We start from the raw sequence: 19,348 nt of genomic DNA on the forward strand, positions 1-19,348 counted from the left end.
TCGGGGAATGGCATCGACGAATGGCATTACCGTGCGTTCGGCACGAGCTGAGGAACGGCCGGAACTCGTCCAGCTGATGGATATGGGCTTCGGCATGCGTGGCGGTCCGGCGGACATCGAGTTCGGGCCGCAGGTCTTCCCCACCGAACGAGCCCTGGTCGCCGTCGACGGCGATCGTCTCGTCGGGCACGTCAACGATCGCGTCATGACCGTCACGGTGCCGGGTCCGCGCACCGTCCAAGCCAGTGGCGTCACCGGCGTCGCGGTCGCACCCACGCATCGGCGGCGCGGCATTCTGCGGGCGCTCTACACCGCGCTGCACGAGCGCATCGAGGCCGAGGGCCTGCCGCTCACCATCTTCACCGTCAGCGAGGGCGGCATCTACGGCCGCTTCGGCTACGGGCCCTCGATCCAGGAGATCGACCTCTCGATTCGCGGACGCACCGCCGAATTCCGGCCCACCACACCGGATCCCGGCGGCGTGCGGGTCGCGTCCCTGGCCGAGGCCGAGCAGGCCCTGCCCGAGATCTACGACCGCTGGCGACGACTCACACCCGGCGCGCAGGTGCGCCCCGAAGCCCGGTGGCGGCAGCGGATCTTCGCGGAATCGGTGCAGAACGAAGACGGCGCGCCGCAGTTCTTCCTGATCCACCCCGACGGGTACGCCATCCTGCGCCGCTCCTGGCACGACTACAAGAACACCGCCACGGTCCGCGAAATGCGCACCGTCACACCGGAAGCCCACATCGCGCTGTGGCGGGTGCTGTTGAGCATGGACCTGGTGCACGACATCAAGGCCAGCACCTACGACGGGGATCCGCTCCCCTTCCTGGTCACCGATCCGCGCCTGATCGAGGTCGTCGGCCGCCACGACACGCTGTGGACCCGCCTCATGGACGTGCCCGCCGCGCTGACCGCGCGCACGTATCAGCGGGACCTGGATGTGGTGCTGGCCGTGGACGATCCGTTCCGCGACGCGGGCGGCACCTTCGCGCTGCGGGTGCGCGACGGGATCGCCGAATGCGCGCCCACCGACCGCGGCCCGGATCTGGAACTCGGGATCGACGTGCTCGGCAGCCTCTACTTCGGTGTCTACCGGGCCCGGGTCTATGCCGCCGCCAACCGGATCCAGGCCAAGGACGCGGCGGTGCTGCGGGCCTTCGACGAGGCGTTCACCGCCGAGCGGGAGGCCGAGGTCGGCTGGTTCTTCTGAGCCCGGAACGGGCAGTGGCCGGGCCGCACCCGAGGGTGCCGCCCGGCCACTGACTCCCACCCGGCCCTGGGACGAGGCCGAATGCTCTTATTTGCCGGCGATCTTGGCCCGGAACGGTCCGCCGACACTGTTGAACAGCAGGTCGCCGTTGGGGAAGGCTTCGATCAGCGCGTACGCGCCGTTGCCGAGGTTGGATTGCCCGAAGATGGTGCGGTGCACCGTTTCCCCGGTCTTCCAGTCCAGGCCGGTGACCTCCCAGCCGTCGGCCTTGGAGTAGCCGTTGACGAACACCACTCCCGCACCACTGGAGACCGCGGGCACCATGGAGGTCGACACCACGTCGCCGCGGGCCCAGACCGATGTCCACCTGTGTTCCTCGGGATCCCACTCGAACCGCTGCATGCCGTGCGGGGGCACGCCGACCGGTCCGTTGGCCAGCACGTCCACCAACCGATCCGGGGAGCCGCCCTCCCCGATGTTCTGCACGACGAACGCGCCGTATCCGCTCGCCACCACCGACTGCTCGGACTGCACGAATTCCGGGAGCGGCTCGGGCAATCCGGCCGTCACCGCGATCTGATCGGCGATCCGATTCGACTTGGCGTCCGGTTTCTGCGCGAATCCCTCGGGAATCTTGTTGCGCCAGAAGGCGACCAGCTTCATGTGGTCGGCGCCGTCGGTGATGACGACCAGCTGGTCGCTGTCCTCGCCGAAGCCCATGAGGGTAGGGGTCGAGCCGGTGCCGGTGCCGAACTTGACGGCGGGTGGCTGGCGACCGAAGTCGTAGGGCGAGGACCAGGCGCCGTCGGACTCCTCTGTGGAGAGCCTGCCGTCCTTCCAGACCACCTTGCGCATGATCTTGTCGGAGGCGAAGTAGAGGCCACCGTCCGGATCCACGGCCATCGAATTGGAGATGGTCTCGTCGTCGCCGATCCGGAGCTGCACGGCGTCGCCGGTGAGGTCCCGGTTGAACACGAAGAGGGCGCGGGAGGCCAGCGCGATCAGGTGACCGTCGTAGGTCATGCTCAGGCCCACGATGTTCTCGGGGATGCCGAGCGAGGTTCCGGCGGTGCTCAGCAGCGGTTTCAGGTCGCGCTGCGCGACGACCTGGATGCCATCGGCGGGGTTGTTCTTGTCCTTCAGCCCGAATACGAACAGCTCCGAGTTCTGATTGATGTAGTAGAGGTGGTTGTCCTTGTCCACCAGCCCGTAGACGCCGTTGATCAGCCGCTGCCAGTTCTGCCCGGGCCAGTCCTGGGCGATGGCTGCCTCGATCTGGCCGGTGTCCGTGTACTGCTGGTTCAGCACCTGGTCGAGTGCTGCGGTGGGAATCGGCGGGATGCCCGGTGTGTCCATGGACGCGACTTCCTTGAAGCCGCCACCGGAGACGTCGACGTAGCGCGGGCCCGAGGTCGACGAGACCCACCAGTAGTCCGGATTCGGCGAGGCCAGGGTCATGATGTTGACTGGGCCGCCGGGCACCCGGGGCATCGCCGCGGGATCGATGTGGAAGGTTCCGCGCGGCGGTGCGGCCGGGAAGCTGTCGCTCTGCGCGGAGTCGATGTGGGTGATGCCGAATTTCTCGGCGGCGAGATACGGGTTGGGCATCGGTTCCGCCCCGGACGCCGAGTCGCCCGCGGCTTTCGAGCTGGAACTCGAACCCGAGCTCGATGAGTCGGCGCTACTGCACGCCACGAGCGTGCCGGTGGCGGCGAGCGTCAGGGCGGTGAGGCCCACCGATACTCGTTTGATGTTGCTCAAAGTGTGCCCGCACTTTCTTCCGACGCCATCAAACACGATAGAGCTGGCTATATAAGAGATAGCGCGACATTAGCAGTGGCGAGTTTCGCTTACCGGAAAGTTCGCCGGGTTTCCCCTACCACTGGCCAGTGCACACACTCGGAAATCGGGGTTTTCCCGGTGGTGCCCGGCCAGGGCGCGCTGGCATGCTGGAAAGGTGAAACCGATCCAGCTGATTCTGAACATCCTGTGGCTAGTCCTGGTCGGATTCTGGATGGCCATCGGCTATGTGATCGCCGGGCTGATCTGCTGCATCCTGATCATCACGATCCCCTGGGGAATCGCGTCGTTCCGGATCGCCTATTTCGTGCTCTGGCCCTTCGGCCGCGAAGCCGTGGAGAAGCCCGACGCGGGCGTGGGCTCCATGCTCGGCAATATCGTGTGGATCGTGGTGGCCGGGTGGTGGCTGGCGCTGGGGCACCTGATGACCAGCATCGCCCTCGCGGTCACCATCATCGGAATCCCCTTCGCCTGGGCGAATCTCAAGCTGATCCCGGTGTCGCTGTTCCCACTGGGCCGCGAAATCGTCGACAGTGACCGACGTTTCGGCTACTAGGGCCGCGGGGCATGACAGGGGTTTCAGGGGAAGCCCCTGAGAGCCCCGAGAGTTGGTACCTCTTACTCCGACTCGTCGACGATCTGCTTCATGATGCCGACCGCTTCGCGGAGCACGCCCACCTGACCGGGCGTCAGCTGCGAGAGCTGATCGGTCATCCACGCCTCGCGGGCCTGATTCTCATCCGCTATCAACGCCCGGCCCGCGTCCGACAGCGACACGATGATCTGCCGCCCGTCGGTGGGGTGCGGATTGCGTTCCACCAGATCCATTTCCGACAGCGAGGCGATGACCCGGGTCATCGACGGCGGCTGCACCCGCTCCTTGGCGGCCAGCGCGCCCGGCGTCATGGCGCCCTCTCGATTCAGCGTGGCGAGCGCGGACAGCTGCGTCAGCGAAATCTGGGCATCGGCCCGCCGGCCTCGCAGATGCCGAGTCAAGCGCACCACCGCCAGCGAGAGTTCACCGGCGAGCGCTCGAATGTCGGAAGGCGTTGTCACAGAGGCAAACGATACGGGAACGCCCGCGCGGGAGTCGCCTGTTCGCCTGGTCCAGCGCCGAGCGCCTCGGCGCGCCACCGGAACGGCTCGCGCCCTCTAGTCTGAGGGGGTGACCCCGCCGACCGTCCCGGAAATTCCGCCGCGCTTCACCGATCCGCGTCCCGTACTCCTGGTGGGCGCCATCGGTTTCCTGATCGCGACCATCGCGGTGTGGTTGAACGACGCGTGGGCGACCGCGCGGCCGGTGTGCCTGATGGGATTGGGCGTCGGACTGCTGGGCTACGCCATCTTCGCGATTCAGCGGCGGAGTGCGCGTCGGGGCGATAAAGGCGCACAACGCGGTCTGGATTAGCATGGGGAAGCGACTGGTCATCTGACCAACAAGCGTGCCGAGCAAACTTGTGTAGCCTGCGAATTGACTGCACGCGCCTCGGAGGCTTAACTCCCTGGAGTGTCCTCCCGATTGAGCGTCGAAGAACGACGGGCCCACCTTATCGAGGCAGCCATCGGCCTTGCCGAAAAAAAGGGCGTGGCCGGGGTTACCACCCGCGATGTCGCGCAGGCAGCCGGTGTTTCCCTCGGTGTGGTGCATTACTGTTTCGAAAACAAAGATCAGCTGATGACCGAGCTGGTCAAGGCGCTTTCGATGGAATTGCGTGATTCCGTCGACGCCAACGAAACCGTATGGCAGGACGTCGGAACCGGAAAAGCCGCGCTGCAGCAATTGGTGCGCGCCGGCCTGGAACTCATGTGGCTCAACATCGAAGCCACCCCGGAACGACAACTACTCACCTACGAGACCACCACCTACGCGCTACGCGAAGGGGAACAGACCCCCGCCAAACTGGCCATCGCCCGCGAGCAGTACACCTTCAACGACTCGACGGTCGCCGACATCTTCGAGCACGCGCGCGAAGCCACCGACTGCCAGTGGACCGTTCCGGTCGGCACCCTGTCCCGCTTCATCCTCGCCACCATCGACGGCATCGTGCTGCGCTGGCTGGTCGACAACGACAGCGCCGCCGTCCGCGACCAGTTGGACGTCCTCGCCACCACCGTGGCAGCCCACGCGGCCTGACCTGGCTCCTCCTTCTCCTCCGGCGCGGGCAGCGTGATCGCCCGCGCCGGACCCGATCTCAGCGACGCGAGAAATTCTGCGGCTGCCCCTGCACATGGGTGACATCGCCCTCGCGCCACCACGCCACCTCGACCGTGGCCTCGAACGCGCCCGTCAACCGGACCCGCAACTCGTCGTGCACCACGAGATCGCCTGCCGGAAGCGGCATATCGAACTGCAGGCGCAACAACACACCCAGCGGATCCGCGGTCCAGCTGGTCTCACGACCCGTGCTCACCACCTCCGCCGTCACCGCCTCCGAGGCCAGCGGCAGATCCAGCAGGGTGGCCAGCGGACGCGCGCACGCCATGTCCCCGACCACCAGGCGATCCGCGGGCAGCGCCGGACCGAACCACGGGCGATCCAGCACCAGCGCGTCGGCGGCCGGGATCACCTCACCGCTCAGCGCGCGTACCTGACCCGGCAGCACCAGGTCCTCGGTGTCCAGCCGGCCCGCGTCCAACGCCTCCGCCAACCGGCGGTAGGTCTGCGAAATCGATTCGGGCGTGGGCACTCTCGCCGGATCGGCCAGCGCGTCGAGCAGCTCCTCGGCGAGCGCGGGCGTCAGCACCTCCGGATCGGCGAGGACACTGCGCAGCACCGCCAGATCCTGCGCGCCGAAGCCCGGCAGCTGCGGGAGCAGGCCCGCGAACAAGGTGTCGTCCGGGTGGCGCAGCAGGCCCAGCGGGATGCCGTCGATGTGCGCGTGATGCCGTAGCCACCAGGCCGTGTAGCCGTCGCGGTCGGCGACCAGGCGGCGGGTGCTCTCCTCGGCCAGCAGCAGGCGCAGGGCCTCCGGCCATTCGGCGTCGTCCACCAGATCCAGGTCGCGGACCGCCACCAGCTCGGACGGATCCTCGACCAGGCTCGCCCACCAGGCCTCCTCGTCGTCGAGGTGATGGTCGGGGCCGGTCGGATCGGACTCGGCGACCAGGGTGAAACCCCAGCCGACGCCGATGGCGCGCAAGGCTTCCGAGCCATAGCGCTCCAGGACCGCGGAATCCACGGTGGAGAACGGCGAATCCGCGACCAGCACCCGATCCAGCGGCGCGCCCGGCAGCAGCAATTCGTCGGCGGGCGTCAATTCGCCGTCCACGTCCGGCAATTCGATCACACCGAGCCAGGACGGCAACACGCCCGGCGCGGCCAGCGAATGCGCGGCCAGACCCAGTACCGCGTCCACGGTGTCGGGATCGCTGGGATCGTCCTCCAGCACCGCCTGCAGGCCCGGATCGTTCAGCAGATCCTCCGGCGTGGCCGGACGCGCGCCCAGGCGGCCCAGCAGCTCGTGCGCCGCCTCCGGATGCGCCAACCGCGCCCAGTGCACCGGAATCGCCTGCTCCAGACGGTCATCCAGCACCACCGTGCGCGGACCCGTCACCAGCCGCCCGTCCACCAGCGGCACCGCCAGCGCGCCCAGCTCCTCCACCGACAGCGGATCCACGGCGAACGACTCCAGGGCGTCGTACAGCGAATACCACCACTGCGGTTCGCGTTCCAGGCCGCCGGACAACTCCGCGATCCGGGCCAGGCCGATCCGGTGCACATCCAGGGCCGCGAGCGCGTCCGCGAACATGCGGCCCGACAACTCCGGAATCACCAGCGGTCCGGTCATCTCCGCCAGCAGATCCGCCAATTCCGTGGTCACGCCGGTGAAAACACAGGCCCGCCGCGGCGAGGCCACCCCGATCCGGACCTCCCCGGCCACCGGAATTCCGGCCGGGCGCGATTCATCCACAGCCATCCCCAGCCCGCTGGGGTCGAATTCGGCTGCGCCGGTGGACACGGCCAGGTCCTCGCCCCCGGCCAGGTCCTCGCCCCCGGCCAGGTCGGCGGCCCGGGCCAGATCCGCGGCGGCGGCGAGGTCACCGGACTCGGCCGCGCCGTATCCGGCGACCACATCGTGCGGGCCGATGGCGTCATGGGGTTCGACGGCGTCGGAAGGCGCTTCGTCCTCGGGCAGCTCCCACAGCGGCAGCGTCTCGGGCTCGGCGGCCCGGGCCGCGCGTGGCTTGGGGGCAGACACGGCAGCGTCCCTGAGCCCGGCAGGCCCGGCAGCTCCGCCCTGGTTCCCGTCCGCGGGCGTATCCCCGCCCGCGGCAGCACTGTCCGCCGCTGCGGCGGCCGGAGCTCCGGCAGCGAGATCGTCGAGCACCGGCGCCGCGGCCGGTCGCGCCGCGCTGGCGGAATCAGCGAGCGCCGCATCGAAATCCAGGGGAGCGAGCGCGGGTTCGTGATCCTGGCCAACCGTGAGGACCGGGAGCCACTCGTTGTCGCGGAGTTCGGCGATGAGGGCTTCACGCAGAACCGCGTCGGTCTCACTGCGGGCGAAACCCGGGGTGGGGACCAGCACCAGGCGGTCGCGGGGCGGCAGGGCGCGGGCGAAGCCGGCGTAGTCGGCCGCGAGCTCGGCCGGGCGGGCGCTCGGGAGCAGGCGGCGGCGGTCGGGCTGCATGGGGATGTCGGCGATGAGGACCGCGGGCAGCGAGAGTTCCTCGTCGGAGCGGGTGGGGGCGCGCAGGACGTCCGGGCGGGCGGCGACCGGGCGGCCGTCACGAACCGGGAGCAGCCAGCGGGCGCGGCCGGTGCGGTACTGCCACCACAGGCGCTCATCGGAATTCGGGCCGGTGACCGTGAGTTCGGTGAGGCCGCCCGCCAGTTCGCGCCGGGTACTGGCGATCTCGTCGTCGCCGATGCGAATGCTGTTCAGGGCGGGCAGTTCCAGCAGCAGGTCGGGCGCCTCGGCGCGCATCTCGGCGAGCAGCTCGCCCGGGTCCACCGATTCGCGCAGTCGCAACACGATCTCGCTGTCGAAGCCGTCCGCGGGCCGCTCCGCGATGGCCCAGGCCAGGCGCAGCGCGGGCGGCTCGAAATCGCCGGACTGGTCCGGGATCTCGACGCCCTGCACGCCGAGCAACGCCCGGGTCTCGCCCCGGGAGAACCGCACCGATCCGCTGGTCGACCGGAACTCCACCTCGTCGGACACGGTCAGCACCGCGGTGAAACCCACCCCGAACTGGCCGACGGCCGCGCCCTCGGTCTTGCCCGAGGCGCGCAGGGCGGTCAGCGCGTGCACACCCGAGACATCCAGCGGCGCACCGCTGTTGGCGATGTGCAGGGTGCGGCCGTCCAGCCAGACCGCGATCCGGCCGGGCACCCCGGCCTTCACCGCCGCGTCGGCGGCATTCTGGGCCAGCTCGGTCAGCAGCCGGTCCCGGTATCCGGCCCGCACCAGATCCGCCTCGGTGGCGGCGTCCTCCCGCAACCGGGTGGGCGAGCCGCGCCAGGCGGCCACCACTCCGGCGCGCAATTCCGCCGTGCCGAACGGATCCTCGAATTCGGTCGCGACCACGCCCTACGCCCTTTCCCGAAAGCGGTTGTTGGCACGCCAAGGCCAAGCATCCGGGGTATTACACAGGATCCGGCGCGATCCACCGAAATCCACGCTTCGTCACGCCCGCACCGGCGACACCGTCATCGCCGGCGCGACCACGCTCCCGAGGTCGGTCGGCCCCGCTGTCACGCTGCCCGGCAGCACCGCCGGGCGGTGTCACGACCGGGCTCGGCGCTACTCCGCCGACCCGGTCTCCGGTTCGACCGACACCGCGGTCACCGCCCACGCGTCGTCGTACACCGCGTCCGGATCGGCCGCCTCGAACACACCGGGATCGGCCTGCTCGGCCTCGGTCTCCCCCGTCGCGGCGGACTCGCCCTCCGCGACGGCGATCTCGGTCACCTCGACATCGGCTTCCGCCACATCGGCCGCCACATCCGCGGACTCGGTCGCGGTCTGTTCGTCGGCGGGCTCGGGAGCGGTCTCGGCGTCGGAGGAGGGGTCGGGGTCGCCGGCGCCGGCCTCGGACTCTCCGGCCGCGGCGGACTCGCCTTCGGCGGCGCTCCGCGGCTCGGCGGCATCGCCCGATTCAGCCTCGGCCGCAGCGTTTTCCGCACCCTCGGCCGCACCGGATTCGCCGGATTCGTCCTCTACAGCGGCGATTTCCGGGCGAAGCTCCGCGAGCGGGATCAGTTCCACGGCGGCATCGTCGTACGCCTCGTACAGCGGGGAGCCGTTGCCGGTGGGCAGTTCCACGTCCGAATGCGCGCCGCAGCCGTAGGCCACGTGCACGACACGCCCGTCCGCGCCCATGGCATTGCCGCAGACGCCGAAGGCGGCGCGCAGGGAACCGGCGAGGGGGACGTAGAAGCCGCAGCGCCCGCAGGTGGACGGTGCGGAACGGGCCATATCGGTGTCGGGGCCGAATTCGGAGAACCAGCGGTCCGCGGCTTCCTCACGGCCCTCGCGGGACAGCACCCGGGTGCGGCCGAGGCCGATCTCGAGTGCGACCTCGTCGACGGCCGGGTCGCCGGTGGCGACGTAGCCGGGCACCAGGCGCGGGTCGTTCGGCCGCGGGGCCAGCAGGTCGCCGGGGGCGAGATCGCCGGGGCGGATGCGCTGGTCCCACGGGATGAAGTCGGGGGCCACCAGGGCGTCGGGGCCCGGCAGCAGGGCCGACTCGCTGACGGTGGCGACCGTCGCCTCCGGCGGGGCCGCCACCACGACCGCCCACTGCCAGCCGTGATAGCCGGGCAGGGTGGCCTCGAAGTGATGGGTGGCCGAGGATTCGTCCTCGCCCGTCACGCCCAGATGCGCGCCCACGCCGACCGGCTCCAGATCCAGCAGCGCACGGCGGGCCAGCTGGACCGCCTCCGCCAGGATCGGCCGCACACCGGACTCCGAAACTCCAACCGCGCTCACGCCCTACATTTTGCCGTATGGAGCGCAAACACCGTGCACCGGTAGCGGCCGCAACGATCACGCTGTCCACGGCGCTGGCCCTGGCCGGGACCATCACCGGCTGCACCAGCGCCGACAACACGCCGAAGTGGCGTGTCGAGGTGGTCGCGACACGGCCGCACGACCCGGGCGCGTTCACCGAAGGATTGGAAGCCGATGGGTCGGTTCTCTATGAGGGCACCGGACTCTCCGGCCATTCGTCCGTCGTGTCCACCGACCTGAACACCGGAGCCGAACTCGCCCGCGCCGACCTGCCCGCCCCGCTGTTCGGCGAAGGCGTCACCCGCGCCGGCGACCTGCTCTGGCAGCTCACCTGGAAGGACGGACTCGCCATCGCCCGAAACCCGGCCACCCTGGCCGAGATCCGCACCGCCCGCTTCGACGGCGAGGGCTGGGGCCTGTGCACGCGCGGCGATCGCGTCGTCATGAGCGATGGGAGTTCCACCCTGACCTTCCGCGATCCGCGGACCTTCGCCGTCACCGGGACGGTCGCGCTCACCAGCCACGAGAACGTTCACCTCAACGAACTGGATTGCGCCCCGGACGGTTCCGTCTACGCCAATACCTGGGCCACCGACACGATCCTGCGCATCGACCCCGACACCGGTGACGTACTGGCGAGCATCGACGCCTCCGGACTGCTGCCGAACAGCGCCCGCACCCCCGACACGGATGTCCTCAACGGCATCGCCCATCTGCCCGGCACCGATCGCTTCCTGCTCACCGGCAAGAAGTGGCCCACCTCCTACGAAGTCCGCTTCGTTCCCGCCTGAACCGCCAGAAAAACGACCGGTCTCTCCAACTTGTGGCGTCCCACACCGGCGGTAGTGCAGCCGCATGCCGATGGCACTGCAAGAATTGGGGGCGTGACTGCTCCCCGTGACCCCGGTGCCGATCCCGGTCGCTGGGGCGACGAGGACTCACCCATGATCGAACGGCATCCGGGGTACGACCGCTATCCGCCCGCGAACCGCGCCGGGCGGCGGCCCGCGTCGCCGCGCGACCAGGAGGACGTGCCGGAATTCCTCACCCGGCGCGCACCCACCCGACCTGCCGAACCGTCCTCGGGGGTGCGCAGCGAACCCGCGCGCGACCGCGGCGGCGACGCACCGCGCGAACCGGAGGCCAGGACCTCGCGCTGGGCCCAGCGCCGCCACGGCAAATCCGATCCCGGTGACAACCCTCCGACCCGGCCCTACGAGACCCAGCCGTCCCGGGGAACCGGGGACGAGCCCGAGATGTGGCAGCAGCCGCACGACTTCAACACCACCCGGCGGGTGCGCTACGACCCCGCCTCGGGACACGCCCAGGAGCCCGAGAACTCGCAGCCGCGCGGGCACACGCCACCGCGGCACGACCCGAAACCCACGGGCACGCCCGGGCCCGAGGGCCGCGACACCACCGCCGACTCCTCGGAAACGGCTCATACGCAGCAGCTTTCGCCCGGTGACACCCCCGATGCCCACGACAGCGGCGGGCTGCACAAGCCGCCCCGGAAGCTGACCGTCACCCGGGTCGCGGCGCGGCGCAGCATCGAACTGACGCAGAGCGGTTTCGCGACCTTCCAGCGCGCCGCCAAGGCCGACGGCGCGGAGGAGTCCGGCCTCACCGCGCTCGTGTACGCCACCATGGCGAACTTCGCGACCGACGCCGCCATCGCGGTGGCCCTGGCCAATACGTTGTTCTTCGCCAGCGCGACCGCGGAATCGGTCACCAAGGTGGCGCTGTACCTGGTGATCACCATCGCCCCGTTCGCGGTCATCGCACCGGTGATCGGCCCGATGCTGGACCGCCTGCAGCACGGCCGCCGGATCGCGCTGGCGGGTTCGTTCGCGATCCGCGTGCTGGTGGCCGGACTGCTCATCTTCAATATCGACAACTGGGCGCTGTACCCGCTGGCCCTGTGCATGATGGTGCTCAGCAAGTCGTTCTCGGTGCTGAAGTCCGCGGTCACCCCGCGCGTCTTGCCTCCGGGAATCGACCTGGTGCGCACCAACTCTCGCCTCACCGTCTTCGGACTGGTCGGCGGCACCCTGTGCGCGGGCGGCGTGGCCGCGCTGATCGCCAAGGTGACCGGCTCGACCGGTGCGCTGCTGTTCGCGGCCGCGCTGGCCGCCGCCGGCATGTTCCTGAGCCTGCGCATCCCGGCCTGGGTGGAGAACACCGAGGGCGAGGTGCCCGCCACCCTGGGCTACCACGGCGACGACTCCCGCACCGAGGTGCTGGACCCGAGCCGGGCCGGGGACGTGCCGCCCACCAAACGCCGTCAGCCGCTGGGCCGTTCGGTGGTGACCGGCCTGTGGGGCAACAGCACGGTGCGCGTGCTGACCGGCTTCCTCACCTTCTATGTGGCATTCGTGGTCAAGGCCACCGACAAACACGGCGTGCAGCAGATCGCCATGCTGGGCATCGTCGGCGCGGCCGCGGCCATCGGCAATTTCGCCGGCAATGCGACGGGCGCCCGCATGAAACTCGGCCGCCCCCAGCTGATCGTGCTGATCTGCACCGTCGCCTGCGTCGCCGCCGCCATCGCCGCGGCCGTCCTGGACAGCCTGCTGGGCGCGGCGCTCGCCACGCTGATCGCGGCGGGCGCGAGCGCGCTGGCCAAGGTGTCACTGGACGCCTCCATCCAGGACGATCTGCCCCCGGAATCGGTCGCGTCCGGTTTCGGCCGCTCCGAGACCGTCCTGCAGCTGGCATGGGTCTTCGGCGGCGCGCTGGGCGTCCTGCTGCCCACCCTGTGGATGCCGACCATGTGGTGGAAGGGATTCGCCGTGGTCTCCGTCATCATGGCGCTGGGCTTGATACAGACCGTGGTCAGCTACCGTGGTCATTCGCTGCTGCCCGGTTTGGGCGGTAACCGACCTCAGCACGCCAAGCAGGAGATTCCCGGTGCGCACGGCGCGGGGAACCCACCCAGTAACGGACAGGAAACCCGGTGAGCCAACCCAAAGCCCGCACGATCATCGCTCTGCTGGCGGTTCTAGCCGTGGTGGCCGTGGCCTATTTCGCCGCGATCGTGGTCATCGCCCGCCACACCGACAAGTCCGAGCCCGCGATCACCGCGTACGCGCACGGCAAGTCCGTGACGGTCGCGCCCTTCCTGTACTGCGACCTCGAGGTGTCCAAGGAACGCCTCTCGATGGGCAAGTGCAACACCACCGAGGCGGTCTCCGACCTCGACGTGCCGCCCGGCTCCACCATCCAGCTGTCGCTGCCCAAGGAGATCGTCGACGCGCCCTGGGAGCTGCTGATCGGCTACCGCCTGCCGAACAACAAGGCCGACGCGGAGATCCTCACCTACAAGGAGCCGTGGAAGCTGTCCGGCAAGCCGGAGCGCGACCAGGACTCCAAGTGGGACAAGCCGCGCACGCTGACCATCAAGACCCCCGCCAACGAGGGCGTGAAGCTGGCCATCATGGAGCTGCACCTGCCCATTCCGGCGCGCGACGAGGCCGGCAACGAGGGCGTCATCTCCCGCGGCATCTGGGCGGTGCACACCCCCGCGTTCGATCCCGCGCTGTTCAGCTGAGCTCGGCCGGACCCGGGAAACCGGGTCCGCCCCAACGTGAATCGGGCCCCGGTGATCGAATCACCGGGGCCCGATTGCCGTTTCGAGCGCGTGCGACCTAGTGGTCGAGCTCGCGCGCCACGCCACGCACCACTTCGGCGATGCGCTGGGCGGTCTTGCGGTCCGGGTACTTGCCGCGACGCAGATCCGGCTGCACCTTGGTCTCCAGCAGCGTGATCATGTCCTCGATGAGGCCGTGCAGCTCGTCGGGCGACTTCCGGTTGACGGGGGCGCCGTCGGTGCGGCCGCCGCGACCACCGCGCTCGCCCCGGCCGCCGCGCTCCTCGCGCAGGGTGGGGGTCTCCAGCAGCTTCAGCGAAAGCGCCTGCGGGCCACGGCGACCCGCGGCCATACCGAACTCGACACGCTGGCCGGGCTTGAGCGCCTCGACACCATCGGGCAGCGCCGACGATCGAACATAGACGTCTTCTCCCTCATCCTGGGACAGGAAGCCGAAGCCCTTTTCGACGTCGTACCACTTCACCTTGCCGGTCGGCACTGCGCTCACCCGTTCGTCATTCCAGCCCGGAGCAACCGGGCAAAAGAACGCGCCCCACACAGCTATGCAGGACGCGACTGAACTCCGAGTCTACCCCGGTGCGAATAGCCCGAGCACATCAGTTTTACGGTCGAGAGGTGTCCGACACTTCTTCCGAGCAGGCCCCTCGCCGTTCCGCGGGCTGGCTGCTCTACATCGCCATGGGGCTGTTCGCGATCGGATTGCTGGCGGTCTTCGCCATCTTCGGCGTCGGGCTGCTGACCGATTCGAAGCCGGGGGTGTGGCTGTACCTGCTCGCCATGTGCGCGCCGCTCGGCTTCCTGCTGTCGATCGTCTACGCGCTGTGGTCGGGGCGCAAGGCGCGCTGAGATTGCCCAGTTCGTTACCCGGCCACGCCTGTGATCTTCGTCACATAACGAGAGGGTCACGGAGTGGTGACAGACCCCTATCGGCCGAGACTCACCGTGACCACCTGCACAGAAGCCCTGTGGAACCCGTTGCGCCGGTAAAAGACCCGAACGGACACGACGGTTACCAAATGGTGATTTTTCGCGGCGAGCGTCGTAATGTTCTCCACCAGCCGGGTCAGCCCGGCGCCACCGGCCCGCCGCACCGAACTTCGCCCCGCGGGTACGGACCCCCAACTGGAACGAGGGGCGAAGACGAGGCATAGCGCACAGCCAGTGCGCCGGGCCGGACGACCTCTCAGTCCGACCCCGGTAGTCGGTCTCGCAGGCGCGTACGAGAGGAAAGACCCGAAAATGAGTGGACGCCATCGCAAGCCGACCAACACCGGCCGCACTGTCGCCAAGGTTGCCCTGACCGGCATCGCTCTCGGCGGCGCGGGAGTGGCCATGGCAGGAAACGCCAGCGCGGCACCCGACTCCGACTGGGACAAGCTCGCACAGTGCGAAGCCGGCGGTAACTGGGGCATCAACACCGGCAACGGTTTCCAGGGCGGACTGCAGTTCTCCCCCGGCACCTGGACCGCCCACGGCGGCGGCGAGTACGCCGCGACCGCCAACCAGGCCACCCGTGAACAGCAGATCGCGGTCGCCGAGAAGGTGCTCGCCACGCAGGGCTGGGGCGCTTGGCCCGCCTGCTCCTCGAGCCTCGGCCTCTCCAGCTCCGCCACCCCGCGTACGGCGCCCGCGCCCGCCGCGTCCGACGTCCCGCAGTGGGCCCCGCAGCAGCAGGCCGGCCCCGGCAGCGCCACCAACGGCACGCAGGAAGTCTTCCAGGCCGTCGACCGCGCGATCGCGGTCGCCCAGCAGCAGGGCATTCAGATCCCGCAGCCCGCACTGGATTTCCTCAACGCCACCAAGGCCAATGGCACCCAGCTCGATCCGGGCGTCGTGAACTTCTTCCAGGCGAACAAGGGCCTGCTGCCCCAGTAGGCAGCGCCCCGTTCACTCTCCGAAGGCCCCCATCAATGACGATGGGGGCCTTCGTCGTTCCCGCTCCGGGATTCCCTCCGGTTCGAGGCCCGCCTCGGCCCGGACTGCGCTCCGCCTCCCGGCGCTTGGAGCGGGGAGCGAAGCGGAGGCGGGAAGACCGAGGTAACGAAGACCGAGGTAACAGGGCCTCGAACACGCCGCAGCGAAGCGGAGGCAAACAGACACAGTGCCGGGGAGGGCGGCCGGTGGGTGCTCATGCCAGAATGAGCGGCGTGGTGAACAAATCGAACAAACCCTATGTGGACAACGGCTGGCCGGAGACCAACGGCGATCACGCGGTCACCGAGCTCTCCTCGACCCGCTCCGGTGGACTCTCCCCCTACGGCGAGGACATGGAGTTCCCGCTGCCGGTCGAGCAGCTGCCCTACGTGCACCCGCACACCATCGTCAACCGCTGATCCGTCGCACCGACCGATATGCGGTTGACGGCGCTCGTTCCCGAGCGACCGCCGCGCGTACGACTCCAGGCCCTGTCTACCGCCTGGTGGCCGCGGCGGTCGCTGAACCGCGCCCACACTCCCCGACGGATCGGGTGAAGTGACCGAAACCCCCACCCCGACGGGCGACCCGGACGCGCCCGCCGATTCCACGGCCACGGCCAAGCCCGCGAAATCCGCCAAATCCGCGGATCTGACGCTGGCCGAGTGGCTTTCCAAGCGCGGCGACGACGAACTCGTGACGCTGCTGGAGCTGCGACCCGACCTGGCCGTCCCGCTGCCCGCCTCGATGGCGGTGCTGGCCGCCCGCACCGAACAGCGCGCCTCGGTGCTGCGCGCGGGCGACGAGCTGAACACCCTCGACTTCGCCGTCATCGAAACCCTTGTGGTGCAAGGAGCCGGGGACGGCCGCCACGGCGCTCCCCTCCCCGCCAAGACGTTGCGCAAGCTGCTCTCGGACCGGGTGCCCGCCGCGCCCGTGAACGCCGCGCTGGCCAAGCTGCGCGCCCGCGCCCTGGTCTGGGGTCCCGACACCGCCCTGCGCGTGTCACCGGCCGCGCAGGAGGCCCTGCCCTGGCCGCTGGGCAGCACCACCGAATTGCCGGACTCACTCACCGAACCCGAGATCAGCGCCGCCCTGGCCGCGTCCACGCCACAGGAACGCGCACTGCTGGACAAGCTGGCGAGCACCGGCCCGCGCGGCCGCACCCGCGACGCCGCGCCCGGCACTCCCGACGACCGTCCGGTGCAGCGGCTGCTGGCGCACCGGCTGCTCAACTGGATCGACGAGGAGACCGTGGAGCTGCCGGTCTCGGTCGGGCAGGTGCTGCGCAACGAGCCGGTCACCGATCCGCACGCGCTCGCGGCCCCGCACCCCGACACCACCAAGCACGCCCCCGCCGACATCAACGCGGTGGCCGCGGGCGAGGTGGGGGAACTGTTGCGGCACAGCGCCTCCGTGCTGGAGGTGCTCGGCCGCGCGCCCGCCCCGGTACTGCGGTCGGGCGGCCTCGGGGTGCGCGAGTTACGCCGGGTCGCCAAGCAGACCGGCATCGACGAGGACCGGCTCGGCCTGCTCGCCGAGATCCTGGCCGCCGCCCGCCTGATCGACAAGGGCACCCCCGAACCCGCACCCGACAGCGACGGCACCGACGACTTCTGGACGCCGACCACCACCTCCGACGCCTGGCTGGCCGTGGTGCCCTCGCGCCGCTGGGCGGTGCTGGCGCAGGCCTGGCTGGAACTGGACCGGCTGCCGTGGATGATCGGGCTACGCGACGCCAACGACAAACCCCTGGCGGCGCTCTCGGCGGAGCTGCGCACCGTGTACGCGGTCCGCGACCGGCACGCCGTCCTGGGCCTGCTGGCCGAATTCCCGCCCGGCACCGAGGTTTCCGCCGCCGACCTGGGCCGCATCCTGGCCTGGCGGGAACCGCGCCGGCGCCGCCACTACCGGCTGGAGGCGGTGCGCGCCACCCTCGCCGAGGCCGAGGCGCTCGGACTGCTGGCGCGCGGCGCGGTCACCTCCGCGGGGCGCGCCCTGCTGCACGGCAGTCCCGAGGACGCCGAATCGGAGATGGCGATCGCGCTGCCCGAACCGGTGGATCACGTGCTGGTGCAGGCGGATCTGACGGTCATCGCGCCCGGACCGCTGGTGCCCGACCTGCAGGACCGGATCGCCATGGTCGCCGATGTCGAATCGGCGGGCGCGGCCACGGTGTACCGGATCGGTGAGACCTCGGTGCGCCGCGCCCTGGACGCCGGGGCCACGTCCGCGGAACTGCACCACCTGTTCACCACCCACTCCCGCACCCCGGTCCCCCAGTCGCTGACCTACCTCATCGACGATGTGGCCCGCCGCCACGGCCGCCTGCGCGTGGGCATGGCCCAGAGTTTCGTGCGCAGCGACGATCCCACCCTGCTCGCCGAGGTACTCGCCGCGCCGGTCGCCGGGGAACTGGCCCTGCGCGCGGTGGCCCCGACGGTCGCCATCTCCCAGGCCCCGCTGGGCGAGGTGCTGGAACGCTTACGGGCCGCCGGATTCAGCCCCGCGGGCGAGGATTCCGCGGGCGCCATCGTGGACCTGCGGCCGCGCGGCGCGCGCCTGCCCGCCCGGCAGCGCCCGCACCCGAATTGGCGACCCAACCCGCCCAGCACCGACCAGCTGCGATCCCTGGTGGCCGAACTGCGCGCGAGCGAGCGCGCCGCGCATGCCCGTGCCGGGCAGACGGTTCGCTCCGACGGCTCCCGCACCAGCACCCAGGCCACCCTGAACCTGCTCCAGCTGGCCGCCCGCACCCGTCGCCGCGTCCACATCGGCTATGTGGACGCCCAGGGCGTCGCCTCACAGCGCGTGGTGGAGCCGCTCAAGGTCGGCGGCGGGCAACTCGACGCCCTGGACCCGGTCACGGGCGCGGTCCGCCACTTCACGCTGCACCGCATCGCCTCGGTCGCCCTGGTGGAATAGGAAAAGCCCGGCACCCGAACGGCATTGGTGATGCCGATGAGTACCGGGCCGATCCTTGGGGCGCAACTTGGAGGGTTTCCCGGGTTCGGGGCGAGGCCCGGCCGCGGAGAGGCGGAGGACCGAGTCCCGAGAGCTGGGCCTACCCCTTGGGGTTGCCCAGGCAGAAGGTGGTCTTCGGCTCGGGGACGATGCGGAACCCGATCGCGGTGCTCGGGTCGCAGGCGAACTCGTCGGCCTGGCCGTCGATCCGGTCGATCACCTTGAACGAGGCTTCCGGAGCCGTGCACGCCACGAACTTGTAGCCGGTGGTCTGGCTCTCGTTGTAGCAGGAGCCCTTCTTGAAGTTGGGGCTCAGGCATAGGAAGGCCGTGGTGCCGCCGTTGAGGGTCTCCTCGTAGGAGGTCTGCTCTTCCTTGCAGTCGGTCTTCTTGTCCGCGACCGCGGCGACCTTGTAGACCGCCTTCTGGTCGGAGCAGTCGACGGGCGCGGTCTTGGAGTCGGTGGCCGAGCCCTCGATCACATTGATGCAGTCACCGACCTTGGACTTGGCGGTGTCGGACTTGCTGGCGTTCTGGAGCGCCGAACAGCCGGAAACGGCGAACACGGCCACGGCCACCGCCACGAGGGCGAGCACGAGACGCACCAACGGCCTCGTTCCTGCGAGCTTCACTAGCGAAAACCTTTCTCACCGAACCGTTCACGGCTGTGAACGCGGTGAGAATACCTGTGTGCCGCCCGGACCCGCATCCGACGCCGGGTTATGTCCGGACGACATCACCGATCAGTGCCCGCGATTCAGTGCAGCAGCATGGACAATCCGCGCATACCCAGCCACGAGAGGTTCACGAGCAGGGTGGGCAGGGTGCTGAGCATCGGCAGGCCGAAATACAACATGGTTACCTCTCGATCGACAAACTGGGCACGCGACCAACAGCG

17 protein-coding genes are annotated in these 19,348 nt (G+C 69.8%); 11 read left to right on the plus strand and 6 right to left on the minus strand.

The annotated features are described in order from the left end of the window. Positions 1-7: 7 nt before the first annotated feature. Positions 8-1,213, plus strand: a complete 1,206-nt coding sequence (locus tag ABZ412_RS20230; RefSeq protein ID WP_357282560.1) for a GNAT family N-acetyltransferase — start codon at positions 8-10, stop codon at positions 1,211-1,213. Between the two features lie 87 nt (positions 1,214-1,300). Here the strand turns inward: ABZ412_RS20230 and ABZ412_RS20235 are convergent, their stop codons facing one another. Continuing rightward, the gene (locus ABZ412_RS20235; RefSeq protein ID WP_357282561.1) at positions 1,301-2,974 is read right to left on the minus strand and encodes a hypothetical protein; all 1,674 of its coding nucleotides are present in this window, start codon (positions 2,972-2,974) and stop codon (positions 1,301-1,303) included. Between the two features lie 205 nt (positions 2,975-3,179). On the opposite strand from ABZ412_RS20235, the gene ABZ412_RS20240 reads away from it, so the two are divergent. Further along, positions 3,180-3,569, plus strand: coding sequence for a YccF domain-containing protein (locus ABZ412_RS20240; protein ID WP_357282820.1), 390 nt, complete (start codon positions 3,180-3,182; stop codon positions 3,567-3,569). Positions 3,570-3,631: 62 nt separating this feature from the next. On the opposite strand, the gene ABZ412_RS20245 is transcribed toward ABZ412_RS20240, so the two are convergent. Next, entirely contained in the window at positions 3,632-4,069 is a 438-nt protein-coding gene (locus ABZ412_RS20245; RefSeq protein ID WP_357282564.1) for a MarR family transcriptional regulator, read from the minus strand. Positions 4,070-4,178: 109 nt separating this feature from the next. Between ABZ412_RS20245 and ABZ412_RS20250 the strand changes: the two genes are divergently transcribed. Together ABZ412_RS20250 and ABZ412_RS20255 are read left to right on the plus strand one after the other, a co-directional pair. Continuing rightward, positions 4,179-4,421, plus strand: coding sequence for a DUF2530 domain-containing protein (locus tag ABZ412_RS20250; protein ID WP_357282566.1), 243 nt, complete (start codon positions 4,179-4,181; stop codon positions 4,419-4,421). Positions 4,422-4,520: 99 nt separating this feature from the next. Further along, on the plus strand, positions 4,521-5,147 hold the full coding sequence (locus tag ABZ412_RS20255) for a TetR/AcrR family transcriptional regulator (RefSeq protein ID WP_213558181.1): 627 nt from the start codon (positions 4,521-4,523) through the stop codon (positions 5,145-5,147). A 58-nt stretch (positions 5,148-5,205) separates the two neighbouring features. On the opposite strand, the gene ABZ412_RS20260 is transcribed toward ABZ412_RS20255, so the two are convergent. Together ABZ412_RS20260 and ABZ412_RS20265 are read right to left on the minus strand one after the other, a co-directional pair. Further along, positions 5,206-8,538 (minus strand): ATP-binding protein, encoded by a 3,333-nt coding sequence (locus ABZ412_RS20260; RefSeq protein WP_357282568.1) that lies wholly within the window; start codon positions 8,536-8,538, stop codon positions 5,206-5,208. 216 nt (positions 8,539-8,754) lie between these two features. After that, a complete protein-coding gene (locus ABZ412_RS20265) occupies positions 8,755-9,942 on the minus strand; it encodes a DUF3027 domain-containing protein (protein WP_357282571.1) in 1,188 nt (395 codons plus the stop codon). 17 nt (positions 9,943-9,959) lie between these two features. Here ABZ412_RS20265 and ABZ412_RS20270 point away from each other — a divergent pair, with 17 nt between their 5' ends. The 3 genes from ABZ412_RS20270 (at position 9,960) to ABZ412_RS20280 (ending at position 13,513) form a co-directional block, all read left to right on the plus strand. Beyond that, entirely contained in the window at positions 9,960-10,754 is a 795-nt protein-coding gene (locus tag ABZ412_RS20270) for a glutaminyl-peptide cyclotransferase (RefSeq protein WP_357282572.1), read from the plus strand. A 93-nt stretch (positions 10,755-10,847) separates the two neighbouring features. Next, positions 10,848-12,923 carry an MFS transporter gene (locus ABZ412_RS20275; protein ID WP_357282575.1) on the plus strand — a complete coding sequence of 692 codons (2,076 nt, stop codon included), beginning with the start codon at positions 10,848-10,850 and terminating at the stop codon, positions 12,921-12,923. Next, positions 12,920-13,513, plus strand: a complete 594-nt coding sequence (locus ABZ412_RS20280) for a DUF2771 family protein (protein WP_357282577.1) — start codon at positions 12,920-12,922, stop codon at positions 13,511-13,513. The genes ABZ412_RS20275 and ABZ412_RS20280 overlap by 4 nt, the downstream gene beginning before the upstream one ends. 97 nt (positions 13,514-13,610) lie before the next feature. Here ABZ412_RS20280 and ABZ412_RS20285 read toward each other — a convergent pair whose 3' ends face one another. Further along, positions 13,611-14,051, minus strand: coding sequence for a cold-shock protein (locus ABZ412_RS20285; RefSeq protein WP_357282822.1), 441 nt, complete (start codon positions 14,049-14,051; stop codon positions 13,611-13,613). Positions 14,052-14,188: 137 nt separating this feature from the next. Here ABZ412_RS20285 and ABZ412_RS20290 point away from each other — a divergent pair, with 137 nt between their 5' ends. From ABZ412_RS20290 to ABZ412_RS20305, 4 genes are all read left to right on the plus strand, one after another. Further along, positions 14,189-14,419 carry a hypothetical protein gene (locus ABZ412_RS20290; protein ID WP_357282580.1) on the plus strand — a complete coding sequence of 77 codons (231 nt, stop codon included), beginning with the start codon at positions 14,189-14,191 and terminating at the stop codon, positions 14,417-14,419. 393 nt (positions 14,420-14,812) lie between these two features. Then, the gene (locus tag ABZ412_RS20295; protein WP_357282582.1) at positions 14,813-15,448 is read left to right on the plus strand and encodes a transglycosylase family protein; all 636 of its coding nucleotides are present in this window, start codon (positions 14,813-14,815) and stop codon (positions 15,446-15,448) included. Positions 15,449-15,720: 272 nt separating this feature from the next. Continuing rightward, positions 15,721-15,906: a hypothetical protein gene (locus tag ABZ412_RS20300; protein ID WP_213558185.1), complete on the plus strand. Its 186-nt coding sequence runs from the start codon at positions 15,721-15,723 to the stop codon at positions 15,904-15,906. Positions 15,907-16,138: 232 nt separating this feature from the next. Beyond that, positions 16,139-18,412: a helicase-associated domain-containing protein gene (locus tag ABZ412_RS20305; RefSeq protein ID WP_357282823.1), complete on the plus strand. Its 2,274-nt coding sequence runs from the start codon at positions 16,139-16,141 to the stop codon at positions 18,410-18,412. Between the two features lie 139 nt (positions 18,413-18,551). On the opposite strand, the gene ABZ412_RS20310 is transcribed toward ABZ412_RS20305, so the two are convergent. Further along, complete coding sequence (locus tag ABZ412_RS20310; protein WP_357282585.1) at positions 18,552-19,055, minus strand: hypothetical protein; 504 nt, start codon at positions 19,053-19,055, stop codon at positions 18,552-18,554. Between the last annotated feature and the right edge of the window lie 293 nt (positions 19,056-19,348).

Origin of the sequence: Nocardia sp. NPDC005746 (assembly GCF_040630785.1) — a bacterium.
GTDB lineage: Bacteria > Actinomycetota > Actinomycetes > Mycobacteriales > Mycobacteriaceae > Nocardia.